Raw genomic sequence first — 19,301 nt, forward strand, 5'->3', positions numbered from 1 at the left:
TCCCTCATGGCATGCGCCCGTCAGACCGCGGGCGTCTCGCAGGAAGAGACTTGATGAATCCCTTTGGCATACCCAGACCTCCCACAGGTCACGGGCGCGGGAAGCAGTGGTCCCGGCGTATCGCCGCCGCAACCGGCCTGGCCCTGCTGCCGGGACTGCTGACCCCTGTCGCCTTCGCCGCGGGCAACGACCCGCTGGGTCGCCCACACCTGGAGGCCTCGCACGCCACCAAGGTCACTGCGTTCACCGCAAAGGTGAACCAAAAGGCTGCCGCCGAAGTACGCAACGCCGAGAAGGCCGACCGAGCGGCAGCCGCCAGGGCGCGACACGATCAGCAGCGCAAGGTCATCTGGCCGACAGCCGGAAAGGCGTCACTGGCCGTCCCCGCCAAGGGTGCCGCCCAGGCAACCCCCGGCTCCCTGCCAGTCAGCGCCGCGGCTGTCGGCACGGGCAAGAATGCCGCCTCCGTCGGCGTAGAGGTCCTTGACCAGAGGGCCACTGCCGCACTCGGTGTGGACGGGGTCGCCCTCAAACTCACCGGCCCCAAAACCGGCGGCGGCACCCGCCTCGACATCGATTACTCGGCTTTCGCTTCCGCTTACGGCGGTGACTGGGCCGGCCGTCTCCAAATCCAGCGCCTGCCCGACTGCGCCCTCCAGAATCCGACGGCGGCCCAGTGCCACAAGCGATCTGCCCTGAACTCGGTGAACAATCGCGCCAAGAACAGGATCGCGGCGCCGGTGAGCTTCGCGACCGGTGGCCAGACGATGCTGGTGGCCGTCGCAGCGGGCGCGAAGTCCGGAGCAGGCAGCTACAAGGCGACCTCACTGTCTTCCTCCTCCACCTGGGAGGCAGGAGGCTCGTCCGGCACGTTCACGTGGTCCTATCCCCTCAGAGTGCCGCCCGCCGCAGCCGGCCCGGCCCCGGACCTGTCGATCTCCTACGACTCCGGCGCTGTCGACGGCCAGACTGCCAACTCGAACAACCAGGGTAGCCAGGTAGGCACCGGCTTCGAGCTGACCTCCTCCTATGTCGAGCGCAAGTACGGCTCCTGCGACGACGACGGCCAGGACGACAAGAACGACCTGTGCTGGAAGTACGACAACGCCTCGCTCGTCCTCAACGGCAAGTCCACCGAACTCGTCAAGGACGACATCACCGGCAGGTGGCGACTCAAGGACGACGACGCCTCCACCGTCACCCGGTCCGCCGGTGCCGACAACGGCGCTGACAAGGGCGAATACTGGTCGGTTGTCACGGGCAACGGCACGAAGTACGTCTTCGGCCTGAACAAGCTCACCGGTGCCGGTGCCGGCGAACGCACCAACTCGGTGTGGACCGTGCCGGTCTTCGGAGACGACACCGGCGAGCCGGGGTACTCGGAAGGCAGTTCCTTCTCCGAGCGCGACAAGACCCAGGCCTGGCGCTGGAACCTCGACTACGTCGAGGACACCCACGGCAATGCCATGTCCTACTGGTATGCCGCCGAGCACAACAGCTACGACAAGCTCGGCGACGACAGCGCAGGCACCGACTACGTCCGCGGCGGCTACCTCAGAGAGATCCGCTACGGCCAGCGCGCCGACGCCCTGTTCTCGGACTCACCTGCAGCCTCGGACAAGGTGGTCTTCAGCTACGGCGAACGCTGCCTTGCCTCGGGCGATGGCTGTGACTCGCTGACCAAAGACACCCGCGACAACTGGCCGGACGTGCCGTTCGACGCGATCTGCAAGGACGGCGACAAGTGCACCGGTAACACCGGCCCGACGTTCTTCACCCGCAAGCGCATGACCGCGATCACCACCTATGCATGGAACGCAGCAGCATCCACCCCCGCCTTCGAGGCTGTGGACGCATGGTCGCTCAAGCAGCTCTACCTCGATCCGGGCGACACAGGTGACGCCACGGACGAGTCACTGTGGCTCGACGAGATCAAGCACACCGGCAAACGCGGCACCGACCTGTCCCTGGACCCCGTCAGGTTCAGCCACGTCATGATGTCCAACCGCGTCGACGGCACCGACAACATCCTGCCGCTGAACAAGCCCCGCCTGAAAACCGTCACCTCGGAGACCGGCGCCCAGACGATCGTCACCTACCTGGACGCCGACTGCACTGCCTCCGGTGCCAAGCCCAAGCTGGACGAGAACTCCAAGCGCTGCTACCCGGTCTACTGGTCGCCCAACGGCGAGAAGTCCCCGATTCTCGACTGGTTCCAGAAGTACCCGGTCAGCGCCGTCTCCACCACCGACCCCCAGGGGGGCTCCGAGGCCGTCCAGCACAGGTACCAGTACACCGGCGGCGGAGCCTGGCACTACGACGAGAACCCGTTCACGCCCGCCAAGGAACGCACCTGGTCCATCTGGCGCGGATTTCAGCAGGTGACCCACCTCACCGGCGTCACCGGACAGACACAGAGCAAGCAGACCACGCTCTACCTGCGCGGCATGAACGGCGACCGCGTACTCGGCCCGGACGGCAAAACCCTCGACCCGGACAAGCGCAAGACCGTCACCGTCTCCGCCATCAAGGCGGGCGGGATCATCGACTCGGAGCAGTACGCGGGCTTCACCCGCGAGTCCGTCACCTACAACGGCACCACTGAAGTGGCCGGCACAGTCAACGACCCCTGGTCGAAGCGGACCGCGACCCAGCACAAGTCGTACGCCGACACCGAGGCGTACTACATCCGCACTGCAGCCACCCACACCCGCACCAACATCACCAGCAAGCTCACCCCTTACGACCGGGTGCATTCGGTCAACACGACCTACGACGACTACGGCCTGGCCCAAACCGTCGAGGACCAGGGCGACGACGCCGTCAAAGGTGACGAGAAATGCACCCGCACCTGGTACGCCCGCAATGACGACAAGGGCATCAACTCCCTCGTCTCCCGTATGCGCACGGTAGCCGCTCCTTGCGCGACCACGGATGCGTCACTCGACCTGCCGGCCGACTCCAAGCGGGCCGGTCAGGTCATATCCGACAGCGCAACCGTCTACGACGACACCTCGGCCACCACCTGGGCGGCGTCACAGACGCCCGTCAAGGGCGAAGCCACCTGGACCGGCCGGGTGAGGGGCTACAGCAGCGACGACACTCCCATCTGGCAGAAGATCGCGACGACGACCTACGACACGCTCGGCCGCCTTCAGCTCGTCAAGAACACCAACGGTCAGAAGGTCTCCTTCACCACCTACACGCCCGCATCGGCCGGCCCACTCACGTCGACGGCGGTCACCGACGTGAAGGATTACACGACGAGCACGGTCCTGGACTTCGCGACCGGTGCGACCCTCGAGGTCACCGATCCCAACAACAAGGTCACCGAGAGCGAGTACGACAGCCTCGGCCGCATCACCAAACTCTGGCTGCCCAACCGCTCCAAGGCGATCGGAAGGACTCCGAACTACGTCTACGGCTACCAGGTCACCAGTTCCGACCTGTCCTGGACCTCCACCGCGGCCCTCAAGTACGACGGGTCCGGTTACAACACCGCCTACGAGTTGTACGACTCCCTCATGCGCTCGCGCCAGGTGCAGACGCCGACCCCGCAAGGCGGCCGTCTCATCTCCCAGACGCTCTACGACGCTCGAGGCCTCGCAGTCAGCGGGCAGTCCGAAATCTGGGACAACACTTCGCTGCCCAGCACCAAGCCCGCTCAGATAGACGGCGGCCAGGCACCCATCGAGACCCATACGACGTACGACGGGGCAGGCCGGGCCACGCGGGCGTTGACGAAGGTCCACGGCGTCACCCGCTGGACAACGGACACGACCTACACCGGCGACACCGTCTCCACCACCGCCCCGACCGGCGGGCAGGCCACCGCCGTGGTCACCAACGCGCTCGGTCAGACCAGCCAGCGCCGCGAGTACTCGGGCCCGAACCCGACCGGCACGGACTACACCACGACCGATTACACCTACACCCCGGCAGGCCAGCAGGAGACGGTCACCGGCCCCGACCACACCAAGTGGTCCTACACCTACGACCTTCTCGGCCACCAGGTCAGCACGACGGACCCCGATAAGGGCAAGTCCAGCGCCGAGTACAACGAACTCGACCAGATCGTCAGCACCACCCCCAACGACGACGCCTCGAAGAAGCTGCTGTTCGAGTACGACGTCCTGGGCCGTAAGACCGGGATGTGGCAGGCCGACAGGAGTGACGTCAACAAGCTCGCCGCCTGGGGCTTCGACGAGGTGGCCAAGGGACAGCAGGACACCGCCACCCGCTACGACGGAGGCGTGAGCGGCAAGGCTTACACCCAGAAGGTCACCGCCTACGACTCGATGTACCAGGTGACCAACAGCCAGCTGCTTCTGCCCGACACCGAACCCCTCGTCTCCGGCGGCTACATAGCCAAGACGCTGTCGTTCAGCACGGGCTACAACCTCGACGGCACCATCAGCCAGTACTCCGCCCCCGCCGCCGGCGGCCTGGCCGCCGAAACCGTCTCCTACACCTCCAACGCGCTGGGAATGCAGCTCACCGCGAAGGGCACCACCGGCTACCTGCAGGGTGCTGTCTTCTCTCCGCAGGGCGACCTGCGCCAGCTCACGCTGGGCAAGGACCCCACAGCCTCGGCGAAGAAGGCCTACCTCAACTGGGACTACGAGGACGGAACCCGCCGCCTGACCCACTCCTACGTCACCGACGACGTCCACGGCTACATGCCACAGGAGCTGAAGTTCACCCAGGACGACGCGGGCAACGTCACTTCCATCTTCGACGCCACCACCCAGGGCGGCACTGCCAAGGCCGACTACCAGTGCTTCACCTATGACGGCAACCGCCGCATGACCGAAGCCTGGACACCCAAAGCCGCCGACTGTGCCACGTCCGGCCGTACCACTGCCAACCTCGACGGCGCCGCCCCGTACTGGACGTCGTACACCTTCAACACCGCGGGCCAGCGTCAGACGGAAACGCAACACGCCGCGGCCGGTGACAAGACCACCACGTACGCCTACGACGACTCCACAGCCGACAACAGACCTCACACCCTCGACAAGACGACCGGCACCCGCTCCGGCACCTACGGCTACGACAACAGCGGCAACACCACTTCACGCCCCGGCCCCTCCGCCCAGCAGACCCTTGCCTGGAACACGGAAGGCGACCTGACCAAACTCACCGAGAACAGCAAGGAGACCAGCTACCTCTACGACGCCGGCGGCGAACTCCTCATCCGCCGCGCCAAGGGTGACGGCGACACCATCCTCTATCTGGGCGGCACGGAACTCCGCCTCGCCACCAAGGGGACCACCAAGACCACCTCAGGCACCCGCTACTACACGGCCAACGGCCAGACCATCGCCGTCCGCACTGCCACTTCCGGGGTCTCCGGCACAAAGCTCAGCTTCCTCGCCTCCGACCACCACGGCACCTCCGGCATCACCCTCGACGCCGCCACCTACGCAGTCACCAAGCGCTACAGCACACCCTTCGGCGCACCACGCGGCACCAAGGCGTCATGGCCGGACGACAAGGCGTTCCTCGGCAAGCCGGCCGACGACACAACCGGCCTCACACACGTCGGCGCCCGCGAATACGACACCGCCATCGGCCAGTTCATCAGCGTCGACCCGGTTCTTTCGCTGGAACAGCACGAGTCACTCAACGGGTACAGCTACGCCGGCAACTCCCCGGTTACTCAGTCCGACCCAAGTGGCCTCTGCTTTGCAGACGTATGCGGCGTCGGTACCCCCAAGGGCGACGGTTCCGGGAATATCATCACGGACGGCCCTATCGACCCGGGACACCCGGGTGCCGGCAGCTGCCACCACGGTAAATGCGGCCCAGTCATCTACAACAAGACCAGCAGCGGCACGTCACACACGGGCAGCTCCGGCAACACAAACAGCGGTCCGCGCTACTCCTGCAGTGGAGTAGGACCGGCCGAACGATGCCAGCTCATCACAGGGTCGGACGACTCCAGCACGAACGCGGGCAACTACCTGTCGAGCCTCGTCCAGGACGGCGACTTCTGGTCCGGGCTGATCAATACGGTGGGCGGCACTGTCCTCGACACCGCTGGCGTGGGACTGGTTGCCGTCGGATTTGCCGAGTGCGGAATGGGAGTTCTGTGCCCGGTGGGTGTCGCCACTGCGACCGCAGGTTCCGCTCTGGTCGTCGTCGGTACGGGATCCATCAAGTCCGGGTCAGACGAACTCGGCCAAGCCTTCCGCACGGCGGACGGTGCAGGAAGCGAAGGTGGTAAAGCGGCAGATCCTGGCGCCCAAAACCCGGACGTCATTTGGAAAACAGATGACTACGACGGCTGGCAGCACGTGCTGAACAGGCATCGCATCGGCGGCAGCGAGTACGACGCTCGGACGAAGGGTGCGTTCATCGGCAAGGGCAGTAAAGTGCAGAAGTGGATCCAACAGGTCGTCAAGGGAAATCCGGCGAGACCCAACGACGAAATACGTGGTGGTTATGTTTACGAGGGTAGAGTAAACGCAGGGCCGGATGGTGTTGGGATCTTGAGCGACCTGCAGAGTCGCGGCCTAGGAACCAATAGGGCGTATGGAATACGAGTAGTCCTCAATCCAGACGGCAGTTTGAGAACCGCCCACCCTGTTCCGTAAATTTTCAGGCCTGATAGAATCGCCGCCCGTGTCGCCGTATCAATGCGCACGGGCGGCGAAAGCCATGGAGTTCCCTTCGGAGGATCAGTGATTAAGATCGACTTCGTTCCGAGTTCAATGAAGCAGCCCACGGAGAAGCAGCTCTCCCTCCTCGACCGGGCAAGCGAGATGGATCTTCGATACGACTATTTCCCCGTAAACATTAGCCTGAACATGCGCGGGTTCGAAAAAGAAGAATTTCCGTGCACTCCCGCCTTGGACTTCACCTTCTGCATATTGCTTGCAGTCGAAAAACTGAGCCGAGGGGATGCCGGGAGGATTTCTTTCACGGAAAACGACCTTTCGATCGATCTCGTCCCCGATGACGCCGAGGTGACATTGAAGCGGTCCTGGGATCCCGAGGTCGCAACCTGCTCATTTGGTGACCTAATAGCAGCTTCGAGAGAATTCTGCGGAGACGTCATCAATTTCATTGCTCACAAATATCCAAGATTTCGGGAAAACCCCTTCTTCTCGAAATTGAAGGAAATGCAGGCAGAATTGAGTTCTGACTGAAGGCGCCACCTACCGGCATGGAACGAGCAGAGAGTCTGGACAGGTAATAGGCGATGCTCGCGCGCATGGACGTATCGATTCTCGGGGTGCACCACGTCCGTTAAGCGTGGGGATGACGTTGTCCGCGCATCTAATCCGACAGAAAATCGATACGGCCTTCAGATGACCTAATGTGCGCTTGATCGAGATGGCGGATGGCCCGCGTACGGACCACCCACCCCTTCGTCCAACGCCAAGCGGGGAATTTTCGGGGACGGACGGTTCAGCGTCTCCGAAGATTCTGCGCTACCGTGATGCACTCTGCTGAGCGAATTGTTAGAACCTGCGATGAAAAATGCTCACTGGCAGCGCGCCAAGAGTTCGACTACTTAAAGCCCACGCCACGGCGGCAGGAGATCGTCGTGGACACCACCGATATCGCACCGCTCGCACACTCAGTCGCCTCGCGAACTTCGGCATTCCGGCCAGCTTTGAACCGCTTACCCCGGTTGGACGGATAGGGCGCATCTGCATCAAGGCCGGCGAGGTCGACGTCTGGTCTGAGCCGACAAACGGTCAGCCCGTCGGGCGGTAGTGGGAGAGGACCCAGGCCAGTTGGGGGAACCAGGTCTGGAGGCGGTCCCTCGGCCTCGCCGTGACGACGCACTCGTAGACCCGGCCGTCGACGTGGACCACGGCGACCATGAGCGCCTTGCCGTTGGGGCTCGCCTTGTAGTGGACGCTGCGGATCTCGGGCCAGGGGAAGTCGACGGTGATGTCGTACATCTCGAAGGCGACGCCCGCCTCGTCCACGACGACCGCGTTGTGCTTGTCGACGGCGGTGAAGTCCGGGCCGCCGGGCTGCCGCTGCGGGGCGTACTGCGGCGGGGGCGGACCGAACCCCGGCGGGGCGGACGGCGGTGGGGGCGGCGGCTGCTCTGTCACAGCGGAAAACCTACCCGGCAGGGGCTGTGCGCCCGCTTTCGGCCTCCCCTGAAACATTTACCGTGCTCCACCGCATCAGTGAAGTGAGAGCGGCACGGCAGGCGACACAGGGGGCACACACATGGGGCAGGTCCGCGCGGACGAGTACGCCGAGTTCGCGGCGGCGCGTGCCCGGCATCTGTACCGGTCGGCGTGTCTGCTCACCGCCGGGGACACGTACCTCGCCGAGGATCTGGTTCAGGAGACCCTCGGCAGGCTGTACGTGCGCTGGGGGCGGGTGTCCCGGGTCGACAACCCGGCCGGGTACGCGCAGACCGTCCTCACCCGCACCTTCCTCGCGCACCAGCGCAAGCGAAGCAGCCGCGAGCAGGCCGTGGACGTGTTCCCCGACCTGCCCGACGGCAGGGGCGCCGACGCCTCGCTGCGGCTGACGCTGGTGCAGGCTCTCGGGCGGCTGCCCGCCAAGGACCGGGCCGTCGTGGTGCTGCGGTACTGGGAGGACCGCTCGATCGAGGAGACCGCCGAGGCCATGAACGCCAGCTCCGCGGCCGTGCGGACGCGCTGCTCGCGAGCGCTCGGACGCCTGCGGCAGCTGCTCGGCGAGGACATGAGCGAGTACGCCCGGCCCTGAGCCGTCCGGCCCGCGACGCCTCTACTGTCCGCACTCCGGCTCCGGGCCGCCGGTCCCCCGGCCCGCCGCGCTTCAGACGACTTCACTCCATCCCACGCGGAAGACGGTGTTCACCATGCCCGTAGACCAGCACAGCGATCCCTTCGAGGAGCAGCTCTCCGCCGCCCTGCACGAGGCCGGCGGCGCCTTCGACCGTCCAGGCGGCGCGCTCGCCGCCGCCGGTCAGGCGCGCGGGCACCGGCTGCGACTGCGGCGCAGGGCCGCCGTCGCGGGCGGCGTCGCCGGCCTGGCCCTCGTGGGCGTGGGCGGGACGCTGCTGGTGCCGTGGGGCGGCACGCCCGCTCCGAACCCCTCCTCCGTCGCCGCGAGCGGCCGCGCCGGCGCCAAGCCGGCGTCCTACTCCGCCGACGACGTGTTCCGCACCCTCAAGAAGCTGCTGCCGAAGGGGAAGCTGACCAAGACGGAGGCGCGCGGCACGGACGGGGATCTGCCGCCGCTCGCCCTCGGCGTGTTCGACGACGGCAAGGGCGAGGGGGCCGTCTCCGTCGGCCTGGACCGCGTCCGGACGGACGCGAAGGGGTTCGACCCCGTCACGGCCGTGATGCCCTGCTCGGACGGCGGGCAGACGGGGTTCGACAGCTGCAGGACGGACGTCCTGCCCGACGGGTCGGCGGTCACCGTCTATCAGGGCTACGAGTATCCCGACCGCCGTGAGGACACCAAGGCGTGGGGGGCCGACCTGGTCACTCCGGCCGGGCAGCATGTGAGCGTCATCGAGTGGAACGCCGCGGCGGAGAAGGGGAAGCCGGTCACCCGGCCCGAACCCCCGCTGTCGCCGTCCCAATTGCGGACGCTCGCCGCGGCCTCGGAGTGGCGCCGGATCGTGGACGCCATCCCCCGGGAGCAGAAGAAGCCGACCGCCGCCGCGAGCGGGTCCGTCCGGCCCGCGGAGATGGCCGGCTGGCTCATCCTGCGCAAGCTCAGTCTCCTGCTGCCGTCCCCCCTGAAGCGTGTCTCGTACGGCAGCCAGGAGACCGGGTACGGCTACATGGTCGTCGACGACGGCAAGGGCAGGAGCCTGGTCCAGGTCAACGTGCAGCCCGGCATGTCGGACGTCGCCGACGAGCTGTTCGGCGAGGACTCCGAGACCCTGGCCGACGGCACCCGGGTCGCCGTCCACCAGGGGCCGGGCGAGAAGGGCGGGGCCGGGGTCGTGATGTGGACCGTCGACACCCTGCGCAAGGACGGTCTGCGGATCGTCGTCAGCGCCTTCAACGCCGCCGAGCAGAACAAGGCGGCGACACGCGCCGAGCCCGCTCTCACCATCGCGCAGCTGCGGGCGATCGCGCTCAGCCCGCGCTGGCGGAGCGACCACGACTGACGGCCGGTCACACGACTGACGGCCGGTCAGAAGAACTCCGACCAGGGCTGGTCCCAGATCTGCTTGACGCACAGCACCAGGAACAGCAGCCCCGCCAGCACCAGCATCGCGTTGCTCAGCAGCCCGTTGCGCCACTCGCGCGGCGTGCGCGAGGAGTTGAGCAGCCACAGCAGCGTTCCCGCCAGGAACGGCAGGAAGGCCGCGCCCAGCACGCCGTAGAGGATGACCAGGCGGAACGGCTGGCCCTGGAAGAGCAGCACGATCGGCGGGAAGGTCAGCCAGAGCAGGTACGCCCGGAAGGGCCAGGAGCGTTCCCGCTCGCCGGAGGCGACCTCCGTGCCGGTCGTGTCGCTGCCGCCGCGGAGGCGGGCGTAGAAGTCGGCGAACATCAGGCTCACACCGTGCCAGACGCCGATCAGGGAGGTGAAGGACGTCGCGAAGAAGCCGATGAGGAAGAACTTGGCGGTCGCCGCGCCGTACTTCGCCTCCAGGATGTCGCTGAGCTGGACGAGCCCCTTGTCGCCGCTCGCGATCGACACGTTCGCCGAGTGCAGCAGCTCCGCGCCGACGAAGAGCATGGCGACGACGAAGACGCCGGTCGTGACGTACGCGACGCGGTTGTCCAGCCGCATGACCTTCATCCAGCCCGTGTTCGTCCAGCCTTTGGCATTGACCCAGTAGCCGTACGCGGCCAGCGTGATGGTGCCGCCCACGCCGCCGATCAGGCCGAGCGTGTTGAGGACGGAGTCCTTCTCGTCCGGCAGGACCGGCAGCAGGCCGGCGAAGGCGTCGCCGAGGTTCGGGGTGACGCGGACCGCCAGGTACACCGTGACCACGAACATGACGCCCACCAGGACCGTCATGACCTTCTCGAAGACGGCGTACTTGTTGAACCAGACGAACACCAGGCCGACCAGACCGCAGGCGACGGCCCACGACTTGAGGCCCATCACGTCCGGGAACAGCGCCTGCAGCGGCAACGCGCTCGAGGACATGGCCGCCGCGCCGTAGACGAAGCCCCAGACGACGAGGTAGACGCCGAAGAACCAGGTGGTCCAACGGCCGAGTCCCGCCCAGCCGTCGAAGAGCGTGCGGCCGGTGGACAGGTGCCAGCGGCCCGCCGCCTCGGCGAGGGAGATCTTGACCAGGCAGCCGACGACGGCCGCCCAGAGCAGGGTGTAGCCGAAGTTGCTGCCCGCGACGAGGGTGGCCACGAGGTCGCCGGCGCCGACGCCGGTCGCCGCGACCACGATGCCGGGTCCGATGTACTTCCAACTGGACTTTCTGGGGGCCGGGTCGATGCCGGATGGTGCCTCGGTGTCCGTGATGTGGCCCGTGGGGGGTTCCGTGGTGTCCGCCATGAGGGTCAAGAAAGCGCAAAGCGGCCGGTCCGGCAAGGGCGCCTGCCCGATCTCCACCTGATGCGCTCAGTTCGCCCTCGCGTGTGATCACTTTCGGCGGGTGCATGCGCAATTACACTTCACGGCCGGTCATGCGCCGTTTTTCGCATGGTTCCGGCCATCACCCCTTTGTCACCCCTTGCCCTATTGACCTGTTCATGCCATGCATCGACGATGTGCGGCAGTCGCACCACGGCACCACCGCACCCCCACACACTCCGACTCCCCACTAGGAGCGTTCATGCGACTGCGCATCCGCAGGAGCGGTGCGAGAAGCACCGCCCTCGCCGCCCTGCTGGCCCTCGCCCTGGCCGCGCCGTTCTCGGCCGTCACCGACGCGTCGGCGGGCGGAGCCCGAAAGCCGGCGCCGTCCGCCGACGACATCCGCCAGTACGAGATCCACGTCCACCACAGCACCCCGCAACTGCGCACCGCGATCGCCGCCTCCGGGGTGAGCGTGGACGAGGCCGACGAGGAGACCGTCGTGGTCTCCGGCCGGGCCGAGCAGATCGGGAAGCTGCGCGCCCAGGGGTACGCGGTCTCGCCTCTGGGCGCGGCGCCGGACCGGGTCGCCGAGGACGAGGTACGGCTCTTCGACTTCCCGTCCGCCGACTCGAAGTACCACAACTACGCCGAGATGACGGCGGAGATCGACCAGCGCGTCGCCGCCCGCCCGGACATCATGAGCAAGCGGGTCATCGGCAGGTCGTACCAGGGCCGGGACATCGTGGCCGTCAAGATCAGCGACAACGTGGCCGTCGACGAGGCCGAGCCGGAGGTGCTGTTCACCCACCACCAGCACGCCCGCGAGCACCTCACCGTGGAGATGGCCCTGTACCTGATGCGCGAGCTGAGCGCCGGGTACGGCACCGACTCCCGGATCACCGACATGGTCAACGGGCGCGAGATCTGGATCGTCCCCGACCTGAACCCGGACGGCGGCGAGTACGACATCGCCACCGGCTCCTACCGGTCGTGGCGCAAGAACCGGCAGCCCAACTCCGGTTCCTCGTACGTCGGGACGGACCTCAACCGGAACTGGGACTTCAAGTGGGGTTGCTGCGGCGGCTCTTCGGGCAGCAAGTCCTCCGAGACGTACCGGGGCGCGTCAGCCGAGTCCGCGCCCGAGGTGAAGGTCGTCGCGGACTTCGTGCGCAGCCGGGTCGTGGGCGGCAGGCAGCAGATCACCGCCGGCATCGACTTCCACACCTACAGCGAGCTGGTGCTGTGGCCGTTCGGCTACACGTACTCCGACACGGCGACCGGGATGACCGCGGACGACAACGCCGCGTTCAAGGCCGTCGGCCAGAAGATGGCCGCGAGCAACGGGTACACCGCCGAGCAGTCCAGCGACCTGTACATCACCGACGGCTCGATCGACGACTACCTCTGGGGAACGCAGAAGATCTTCTCGTACACCTTCGAGATGTACCCGTCGTCCGGTTCGGGAGGTGGTTTCTACCCGCCCGACGAGGTCATCGAGCGGGAGACCTCCCGAAACCGGGACGCGGTGCTGCAACTGCTGGAGAACGCGGACTGTATGTACCGGTCGATCGGCAAGCAGGCGCAGTACTGCAGCTAGTGCGCGCAGGCGCCGTGACCGGGACGGGCTATTCGGCGTCCTTGGCCTCGGGCTTGGCCTTGACCTCGGGCTTGGCGTCGGTCTTGGCCGGCTCGGTCGTCCCGGTCACCTCGGCGTCGTCGTTACCGGAGACCGCGGAGTCCGCGGTGTCCACGGAGTCCGCGTCGCCCTCCTCGAAGTAGGCGTCGAGGACCGCGTCCAGCTGGTCGTCCCACTCCGCGAAGCGCGCCCTGGCCGTCGCCTCGATCTCGATCGGGTACCAGCGGCGGTCGGGGGTGTGCACGGTGACGGTGTACCGCTTGCCGAAACGCGGCGTCTCGGTCTCGACGGCGCCGATCTCGTCCCAGCGGAACTCGCACTCCTCCTCGTCGAGGCGGAGCCGGACGCCCCTGGCGTCGGCGGCGATCCGCGCCCGGCGGTCCGAGGCCTCGAAGACGGGACCCTCGGCGGCCGCGTCCGGTTCCTCCGCCTCACCGTCCTCGGCGTCGCTCTCGACATCGACGTCGGCGTCGGTCTCCGCCTCCGCGTCGGTCCCGGCGTCGGGGCCGCTCTTCTCCACCTCCTCGGAGTCGACGACCGCCTCGGCGTCGTCGGCCTCGGCCGGCTTCGCGTCGGACGGCTCCGCGGTCACGGGCGACGTGAGCCCGGGGACGAATGCCGGGTCGAATCCGGCGCCCTCCAGGGGCTGGCTGCTCGAACCTATGCGCTGCTCCACAGCGGGCAGTATGGTCGAAGATCCTGTGCCGGACACAGCCAGCCCCTACTTCGTTACGGGAGTTCCGCACGGCGATCCGTCAGAGACCCAGACGAAGACGCTCAATACGGCCGCCCCACCGGTCCGGGGCGGTGTCAGCCGAGGACGGCGAGCGCGTCGATCTCGACGAGCAGGCCCGCCGGCAGGCCGACGTAGACCGTGGTGCGGGCCGCGGGCGGGCCGGTGAGGGCCTGCTCCTCGAAGTACGCGTCGTACAGCTCGTTGAACTCGGCGAAATGCCCGGTGTCGGTCAGGTAGACGCGGATCATCATCACGTCGTCCCAGCCCGCGCCGCCCTCGTCCAGGATCGACCTGACGTTGGCGAGGGTCTGCAGGGTCTGCTCGCGCAGACCGGGACCGGCAGGCGTCGGGGGCCGGCCCGGCTCGGCGGGCAGGAAGCCGACCTGGCCCGCCACCTGGAGGATGTCGCCCTTGCGCACGCCGTGCGAGAACTTCGCGGGCGGGGTGGAGTGGGTTACGGGGGTGAGCGCGGTCTTCTCGGTCATACGGTGTCCTTGTCCGGAGCTGATACGGGCGTCCTGCCGGAGTACTCGGCGCTGACGGCGTCCGCGGCGCGGCGCACCAGCGGGAGCAGGGCGAGGAGTTCGTCGGCGGTGGCGACGACGTTCGGCGCGGAGACCGACAGCGCGGCGACCACCCGGCCGTCGGCGCCCCGGACGGGCGCGGCGACGCAGTTGATGGACTCCTCGTGGCCGCCGAGGTCGGTGGCCCAGCCCTGTTCCCGCACCTTCTGCAGCTCGCGCAGGTATGCGGGGGCGTCGGGCGTCGAACGGGCCGTGTAGAGGGGGTAGTCGAGGCTCTCCGCGACGGCCCGCCGCTCGGGTTCGGGCAGGTCGGCGAGGAGCAGCTTGGCGACGGCGGCGACCGTGACGGCGACGGGCCTGCCGATGCGCGAGTACATGCGCACCGGGTAACGGCTCTCCACCTTGTCGATGTAGAGGACCTCGCCGTCCTCGTACACGGCGAGGTGGACGGTGTGGCCGCAGGCCTCGCCCAGCCGGGCCAGGTGGGGATGGGCGATCTCGCGGACGTCGAGGTTCTCCATCGCCTCCTGGGCGAGGGCGAACAGGCGGGCGCCGAGGCGGTAGCGCTGGTCGGTCTGGCGGTAGACGAGGCCGTGCTCGTGGAGGGTGCGCAGCAGCCGCAGGGCGGTCGACTTGTGCACGTCGAGGCGGTCGGCGACCTGCCCGAGGTCGGCGGGGCCCTCGGCGAGCAGCGGGAGGATGCTGAGGGCGCGGTCGACGGTCTGGCTCATGGGGTGCTTACCTCCTCGGGGGCGGCCGGGTCCTGCGTCCAGCCCGGGCCGAGTCGCAGTCTCCCCCACGCGGTGTCGTCGAGGGCTGCGAGCCGATCGGCGTGGTCACGGGTCGGGGGGACGGCGAGGTCGCCGGGGACGGCGAGGGCGGCGGCGGCCGTCAGATGCCCGTGCCGCAGCCGGTCACGGGCGGGCAGCCCGCGCAGGGTGGCGGAGAGGAACCCGGCGGCGAAGGCGTCCCCCGCGCCGACGGCGGCGACGACGTCGACCCGCGGGGCCGGGACGTGCAGGGCGTGTTCGCCGTGGAAGAGGGTCGCGCCGTGCGCACCCTGTTTGACGACGAGCAGCTCGGGTTCGGGGATCGCGGCCCGTACGGCGTGGACGCCGTCCAGGCCCCACACGTCGGCTGCCTCGTCCTCGCCGACGAACACCAGGTCGGCGCCGCGGGCCAGTTCCCGCAGGATGCGGGGGCCGTCGCCGTCCGTCCACAGCCGGGGCCGGTGGTTGACGTCGAAGGAGACGAGCGGCCGGCCGGGCCTGGCGGCGGTCAGTTCGCGCAGCAGGTGGAGGCAGTCCGCGGAGAGGGCCGCGGTGATGCCGGTGAGGTGCAGGACCCGGCCGGCCCGTACGGCGTCGAGGCCGACGGAGTCGACGGACATCGCGGAGGCAGCGGACCCGGCCCGGTAGTAGGCCACCTCGTGGGCGTCGCCGGAGCGGTCGCCGGCGGTGCGGAAGTAGACGCCGGTCGGGCGGTCCGGGTCGCGTCGGACGCGGCTGACGTCGACGCCGTAGGAGCCTACGGTCTCGACGAGGTGGTCGCCGAAGCCGTCCGCCCCGACCCGGCCGACCCAGCGCGCCGTGTGACCGGCCGCCGCCAGTGCGCAGGCCACGTTGGACTCCGCGCCGCCGATGCCCCGGTCGAAGGACGGCACGTCGGCGAGGCGCCCCGGACGGGAGGGCTGGAACGCGACCATGGACTCGCCGAGCGCGACGACGTCCACGACGTCCGCGGCGTCCACGGCGTCCACGGCGTCCACGGCCTGCGCGGCGTGCGGGGCGGCGGACGCGTCGGGGGCGTCGCGGGGTCCGTCGGCGGTCACGATCGTCGTGGCTCCCGTGCTGGTGTGGGCGAGCGAAGCGAGACGGGGGTCCCCCGGCCGAGGGCTGGGGAGGATCCGTTGACCCCGCGTCGGCAGAGATGTTAGACAGCAGTCAGCGACATACGCAATGGACGTTGCATTCTGTGCAACGCTCCTGATCAGGGAGGTTCCATGAGTACCGAGGCGATCGCGGCGCTCGCCCGACTGGCCGAGGAACGCGTCGACCACCGCTTCAAGGGCCTCCCACCGGACGCCGACGGCCTCACCGTCGGCGAGCTGGCAGCCCAGCGCCGCAACCTCTTCTCCGGCGGCTTCCCGACCCCGGTGCTGGCCCTGTCCGCCGAACGCCTGGAGCACAACCTCGCGCTCATGGAGACGTACGCGGCCCGGCACGGCCTCGCCTTCGCGCCGCACGGCAAGACCTCCATGGCCCCGCAGCTGTTCCGGCGCCAGATCGACCGCGGCGCCTGGGGCATCACCCTCGCGGTCCCGCACCAGGTGCGGGTGGCCCGGGCGTACGGCGTCCGGCGGATCTTCCTCGCCAACGAACTGGTGGACCCGGCGGCCCTGCGCTGGATCTCCGCCGGACTCGACGCCGACCCGGGGTTCCGCCTGGTCTGTTACGTCGACTCGGTGCGCGGCGTCGAGCTGATGGACGCTGCCCTGCACGGCGCCGCGCGGCCCCTCGACGTCGTGGTCGAACTGGCCGCCGGCGACGGCGCCCGCACCGGCGTGCGCACGGAGGAGGAGGCCGCGGCGGTCGCCGACGCGGTGGCGGCCGTCCCGACGCTGCGACTGGTCGGGGTGGCGGGCTACGAGGGCGAGGTGCCGGCGGCCGACCCGGAGCGGGTGCGCGCCTGGCTGCGCCGGCTGGTCGCCCTGGCCGCCGGCTTCGACGCGGCGGGGCGGTTCGCGGACGGCGAGGAGATCGTCGTCAGCGCCGGCGGCAGCGCCTGGTTCGACACGGTCGCCGACGTCTTCGCCGAAATCCCCGCGCTCTCCCTCCCCGTGCTGAAGTTGCTTCGCTCGGGGGCGTACGTCTCGCACGACGACGGCCACTACCGCAAGCTCACGCCGTTCAACCGGGTTCCCGGGGAGGGCGCGCTGGAGCCCGCGTTCCGGCTGTGGACCCAGGTCGTCTCCCGTCCCACCCCCGACCAGGCGTTCGTCAACGCGGGCAAGCGCGACGCCGCCTACGACCTCGACCTGCCCTTCGCCCAGGTGATCCGCCGCGACGGCCGCGAACGCCCCGCGACCGGCGTCTCGGTGAGCGCCCTCTCCGACCAGCACGCCTGGCTGCGCACCACGGACGAGGCGGACCTCGAGGTCGGCGACTGGGTGGGCCTCGGCCTGTCGCACCCGTGCACGTCCTTCGACAAGTGGCCGCTGATCCCGCTGGCCGAGGCGGACGGCACGGTGGTCGACTACATCCGCACGTACTTCTGACCCGTCCGAGCCGGAGGCCGACATGGAAGACCTCGTGATCCGGGACGCCGACGTCGTCGACGGCACGGGCGCGGACTCCTACCGCGCGGACGTGGTGATCGACGACGGCAGGATCGTCTCGATCGTCAAGGAGGCGTCGGCCGCGGGCTGTCAGCGCCCGAAGGCCGTGCGGGAGCTGGACGCGGAAGGGCTGGTCCTCTCCCCCGGCTTCATCGACATGCACGCCCACAGCGACCTGGCGCTGCTGCGCGACCCGGACCACAGCGCCAAGGCGGCCCAGGGCGTGACACTCGAGGTCCTGGGCCAGGACGGTCTGTCGTACGCGCCGGTCGACGACCGCACCCTCGACGAGGTGCGCCGCGCCATCGCCGGCTGGAACGGCCCCGGCGACGACGTCGACTTCGACTGGCGGTCGGTGGGCGAGTACCTGGACCGGCTGGACCGCGGCGTGGAGGGCCGGGGCATCGCCGTCAACGCGGCGTATCTCGTCCCGCAGGGCACGGTCCGGGCCCTCGTCGTCGGCTGGGAGGACCGCCCCGCCACGGCGCGGGAGCTGGACCGGATGCGGCGGCTGGTGGCGGAGGGCCTGGAGCAGGGAGCGGTCGGCATGTCGTCCGGGCTGACGTACACGCCCGGGATGTACGCGGGGAACGCCGAACTGGAGGAACTGTGCCGGGTGGTGGCCCGCTACGGCGGCTATTACTGCCCCCACCACCGCAGTTACGGCGCCGGTGCGCTGGAGGCGTACGCGGAGATGGTGGAGCTGGCCGGGAAGGCCGGCTGCGGCCTTCATCTGGCCCACGCCACCATGAACTTCGGCGTGAACGAGGGGCGTGCGCCCGAGCTGCTGGCCCTGCTGGACGAGGCGCTCGACGCGGGCGCCGACATCACCCTCGACACCTATCCCTACACGCCCGGCTGCACCACGCTCGCGGCCCTGCTGCCCGGCTGGGCGAGTGCGGGCGGCCCCTCGGAGGTCCTGCGCCGCCTCGCCGACGACGAGAGCGCCGAACGCATCCGCCACGACCTGGAGGTGACCGGCGCGGACGGCTGCCACGGGGTGCCGGTGGACTGGGGGACGATCGAGATCTCCGGCGTGACGAATCCGGCGCTGGGCGACTTCGTCGGCCGCACGGTCGGCGCGTCGGCCGCCCGTCTGGGCGAGGCTCCGTGGGCGACGGCACGCCGGCTGCTGCTCGAGGACGGGCTCGGGCCGACGATCCTGCAGCACGTGGGCCACGAGGAGAACGTCCGCGCGATCATGCGCCATCGCGTCCACACGGGCGGCTCGGACGGCGTCCTGACGGGCGCGAAGCCGCACCCGCGCGCGTACGGCACGTTCCCGCGCTATCTCGGCCACTACGTACGGGAGTCGGGGATCCTCTCCCTGGAGGAGTGCGTCGCCCACCTGACCGGCCGTCCGGCGGCCCGCCTCGCTCTGCCGGACCGGGGCGTGATCCGTGAGGGGCACCGAGCCGACCTGGTCCTCTTCGACCCGGCGACGGTGGCGGCGGGCTCGACGTACGAGTCCCCGCGCACCCTGCCCACGGGCATCCCGCACGTCCTGGTCGACGGCCGCTTCGTCGTCGAGGACGGCCGGCGCACGGACGTGCTGGCGGGGCGGGCGGTCCGTCGCGGTCCCACGTGACGGAA

At 68.9% G+C, this 19,301-nt stretch carries 13 protein-coding genes; 7 read left to right on the forward strand and 6 right to left on the reverse strand.

All coding sequences use genetic code 11. The features are described from left to right. Positions 1 to 53 precede the first annotated feature (53 nt). Positions 54 to 6,599, forward strand: a complete 6,546-nt coding sequence (locus ACN6LD_RS21140) for an RHS repeat-associated core domain-containing protein (protein ID WP_445044018.1) — start codon at positions 54 to 56, stop codon at positions 6,597 to 6,599. A gap of 87 nt (positions 6,600 to 6,686) precedes the next feature. Continuing rightward, positions 6,687 to 7,154, forward strand: a complete 468-nt coding sequence (locus tag ACN6LD_RS21145) for a hypothetical protein (RefSeq protein ID WP_445043998.1) — start codon at positions 6,687 to 6,689, stop codon at positions 7,152 to 7,154. Positions 7,155 to 7,709: 555 nt separating this feature from the next. Here the strand turns inward: ACN6LD_RS21145 and ACN6LD_RS21150 are convergent. Then, a complete protein-coding gene (locus ACN6LD_RS21150; protein ID WP_445043999.1) occupies positions 7,710 to 8,078 on the reverse strand; it encodes a hypothetical protein in 369 nt (122 codons plus the stop codon). A gap of 121 nt (positions 8,079 to 8,199) precedes the next feature. On the opposite strand from ACN6LD_RS21150, the gene ACN6LD_RS21155 reads away from it, so the two are divergent. Both ACN6LD_RS21155 and ACN6LD_RS21160 read left to right on the forward strand, forming a co-directional pair. Then, positions 8,200 to 8,709 carry a SigE family RNA polymerase sigma factor gene (locus ACN6LD_RS21155; protein WP_319188172.1) on the forward strand — a complete coding sequence of 170 codons (510 nt, stop codon included), beginning with the start codon at positions 8,200 to 8,202 and terminating at the stop codon, positions 8,707 to 8,709. Positions 8,710 to 8,824: 115 nt separating this feature from the next. Then, positions 8,825 to 10,090 carry a hypothetical protein gene (locus ACN6LD_RS21160; protein ID WP_319188174.1) on the forward strand — a complete coding sequence of 422 codons (1,266 nt, stop codon included), beginning with the start codon at positions 8,825 to 8,827 and terminating at the stop codon, positions 10,088 to 10,090. Positions 10,091 to 10,116: 26 nt separating this feature from the next. Here the strand turns inward: ACN6LD_RS21160 and ACN6LD_RS21165 are convergent, their stop codons facing one another. Then, complete coding sequence (locus ACN6LD_RS21165) at positions 10,117 to 11,451, reverse strand: Nramp family divalent metal transporter (RefSeq protein ID WP_319188176.1); 1,335 nt, start codon at positions 11,449 to 11,451, stop codon at positions 10,117 to 10,119. Between the two features lie 280 nt (positions 11,452 to 11,731). Here ACN6LD_RS21165 and ACN6LD_RS21170 point away from each other — a divergent pair, with 280 nt between their 5' ends. Next, positions 11,732 to 13,072, forward strand: coding sequence for a M14 family metallopeptidase (locus ACN6LD_RS21170; protein ID WP_319188178.1), 1,341 nt, complete (start codon positions 11,732 to 11,734; stop codon positions 13,070 to 13,072). Positions 13,073 to 13,100: 28 nt separating this feature from the next. Here the strand turns inward: ACN6LD_RS21170 and ACN6LD_RS21175 are convergent, their stop codons facing one another. From ACN6LD_RS21175 to ACN6LD_RS21190, 4 genes are all read right to left on the reverse strand, one after another. Then, a complete protein-coding gene (locus ACN6LD_RS21175; RefSeq protein WP_445044000.1) occupies positions 13,101 to 13,787 on the reverse strand; it encodes a hypothetical protein in 687 nt (228 codons plus the stop codon). Positions 13,788 to 13,921: 134 nt separating this feature from the next. Continuing rightward, positions 13,922 to 14,332, reverse strand: a complete 411-nt coding sequence (locus tag ACN6LD_RS21180; RefSeq protein WP_319188182.1) for a RidA family protein — start codon at positions 14,330 to 14,332, stop codon at positions 13,922 to 13,924. After that, positions 14,329 to 15,102: an IclR family transcriptional regulator gene (locus ACN6LD_RS21185; protein ID WP_319188184.1), complete on the reverse strand. Its 774-nt coding sequence runs from the start codon at positions 15,100 to 15,102 to the stop codon at positions 14,329 to 14,331. The genes ACN6LD_RS21180 and ACN6LD_RS21185 overlap by 4 nt, the downstream gene beginning before the upstream one ends. Next, positions 15,099 to 16,202, reverse strand: a complete 1,104-nt coding sequence (locus ACN6LD_RS21190) for a sugar kinase (protein ID WP_445044001.1) — start codon at positions 16,200 to 16,202, stop codon at positions 15,099 to 15,101. The genes ACN6LD_RS21185 and ACN6LD_RS21190 overlap by 4 nt, the downstream gene beginning before the upstream one ends. 171 nt (positions 16,203 to 16,373) lie before the next feature. Between ACN6LD_RS21190 and ACN6LD_RS21195 the strand changes: the two genes are divergently transcribed. Beyond that, positions 16,374 to 17,648: an amino acid deaminase gene (locus ACN6LD_RS21195; protein ID WP_319188186.1), complete on the forward strand. Its 1,275-nt coding sequence runs from the start codon at positions 16,374 to 16,376 to the stop codon at positions 17,646 to 17,648. A gap of 22 nt (positions 17,649 to 17,670) precedes the next feature. Beyond that, a complete protein-coding gene (locus tag ACN6LD_RS21200) occupies positions 17,671 to 19,296 on the forward strand; it encodes an N-acyl-D-amino-acid deacylase family protein (RefSeq protein WP_445044002.1) in 1,626 nt (541 codons plus the stop codon). Positions 19,297 to 19,301 lie beyond the last annotated feature (5 nt).

The sequence above is a fragment of the Streptomyces sp. SAS_272 genome, from assembly GCF_052543235.1.